At 51.7% G+C, this 429-nt stretch carries 1 protein-coding gene; it reads right to left on the bottom strand.

Annotation, left to right across the window (positions count from 1 at the left end; all coding sequences use genetic code 11):
• Positions 1-427: GNAT family N-acetyltransferase (locus HBA93_RS18765; protein WP_221724307.1), on the bottom strand; the 427-nt coding region annotated here is incomplete at its 3' end.
• Positions 428-429 lie beyond the last annotated feature (2 nt).

Here is a 429-nt window from a genome sequence, read left to right as displayed (position 1 = left end):
AAGTTGAACGGTGATTATTATGGACAGCGAAGGAGACAACCTCATCCTGTCCGCGTTCATTAAAAGCATAGGCGAGCGAGGCAAGCGCAGCCTCGGTCACATAGCCTTTGCCCCAATAACGCCTTGCCAAACGCCAGCCGATTTCCAGCACGCCTTTTGGCATGAATGGCTCCAGATCTGTTCTCATCAAACCGGTGAAGCCGACAACGTCGCCGGTATTTTTTTCTTGCAAGGCATAGAAGCCGAAACTGTCATCATTGATCATCGCCACGATGCGATCCATCAGTGCATCGGATTCTTCACGGCTGCGCAAAGCCGGAAAGAACTCCATCACTTCCGGATCGGAATTGATCTCATGGAAGAATGCACGGTCATCTTCCTGCCAGTTGCGCAGCAGCAGGCGGGGCGTTTCAATGATGGTGCTCATTT

Source organism: Ochrobactrum sp. SFR4 (genome assembly GCF_019730395.1).
Taxonomy (GTDB): Bacteria; Pseudomonadota; Alphaproteobacteria; order Rhizobiales; family Rhizobiaceae; genus Pseudochrobactrum.
Note: the sequence above shows the minus strand (reverse complement) of the source record. Positions and strands in the feature narration are given on the sequence as shown.